Below are 1337 nucleotides of genomic sequence, written 5' to 3' on the forward strand. Positions count from 1 at the left end.
GAAAGCTCTTGAGAGGCTCGTTGATTTAACTGAGCAATTTCCTGAGCACTAGTGAGCGCTGCCTGTCCAACCGCTTGTGCTGCCTTCATGCCTTTGGTCTGACTTGCCATTGCGCCTAAATCAAATGGATTCTTGCTCATTTATGACCCCTTATTTAATCGGTGATGATTTAATCTACTCCCGAATTACCAGTATGGAGATAGAGAAATACCACTAGAGGGGTGGTGGGAATGCAAAAGAGCGCCCTGGGGCGCCCTTTTTAATAACTTAGCTTTATTTAGCGTACAACGATATTTGCTCCCTGACGCAATTCCGATAAGAACTCAAATTGCTTCTTCTGCATTAAACCTTTACGAATAGCTGCTTTAGCCTGCTCAAAAGTTGGCGGCTTGCTAGATTTTTTATCTTCTAATTTAATTAAATACCAGCCTTGTGGCATCTGAATTGGCGCAGGCGAAACCTGACCTTTAGAGAGCGTTACGAGAACACTGGCAATTTGCGGTAAGGTCTGGCCTGCTTGCACCCAGCCGACAGCCCCACCCTGCACTTTGTTGGGGGCCAGTGAAACACTCTTCGCCACTTGATTGAATGACTCACCTTTTTTAATTCTAGCTAGGGCAGCTTGTGCATCAGCCTCAGTAGCAACAGCAATATCACTGACCTTATATTCAATAATCATGCCTTGAGAGCCTAGTGAGGCAATCTCTCGGTTGTACTCCGCCTGCACATCAGCATCAGTTACTGGATTTTTTGAAATATAAGTAGACAACTCTAAATCCGCTAAATAATTTTGGCGAATGAGGGCCAGCTGACTATTAGCTCTATCGGAATTTGCAAGGCCGTCTTTTTCAGCCTGCTGAGAAAGAAGAGAAATCTCAATCATCTTCCCTAACACTGCCTTACGAAGTTCTGGAGAATCCTTTTGAACTTGAGATAAGGAAGCTTGGATCCCTTGCTCAACAGCATCATTTGAAATGATCACCCCGTTAACGGAGGCAGCGGCATTAATCGGCAATGCGTCTTGAGAACAGGCGACAGAAGCAAAACCTAATGCCATTACAGCACTAATAAAAAAACGGATGGAGTACGGTTTCATAAAGAACTCTTTTCTAAAATATTGAAGCAATCTTAACAGCTAGGATTGACTAGAAGGTAAAGGTAGCGGGGATTGGCTCAAACGGAGCGGCTGACTCGGCCCCCTGTGCTTCTGCCTGCTCTTCGCCATCTGGATTTTTAATATAGCGAGAATCAAATGGCACACTCGGCTTCTGATTGACCGGTGGCCTCTCCAGATACACTGGGCCAGCAGGAGTCTCCATCGGTGCTATGGCTTGATT

At 45.4% G+C, this 1337-nt stretch carries 2 protein-coding genes; both read right to left on the reverse strand.

Going from position 1 to position 1337, the window contains the following annotated elements; translation table 11 throughout:
* Positions 1-277: 277 nt before the first annotated feature.
* Complete coding sequence (locus B7X71_RS17000; protein ID WP_293601610.1) at positions 278-1096, reverse strand: peptidylprolyl isomerase; 819 nt, start codon at positions 1094-1096, stop codon at positions 278-280.
* A 49-nt stretch (positions 1097-1145) separates the two neighbouring features.
* Positions 1146-1337, reverse strand: a 192-nt coding sequence (locus B7X71_RS17005) for a hypothetical protein (protein ID WP_293601611.1), incomplete at its 5' end; no start/stop codon positions are given.

This window comes from Polynucleobacter sp. 39-46-10 (assembly GCF_002282275.1).

Coding starts and splice junctions, on each gene's coding strand:
- B7X71_RS17000 (WP_293601610.1), bottom strand. CDS start 1,096: ATGAAACCGTACTCCATCCGTTTTTTTATTAGTGCTGTAATGGCATTA.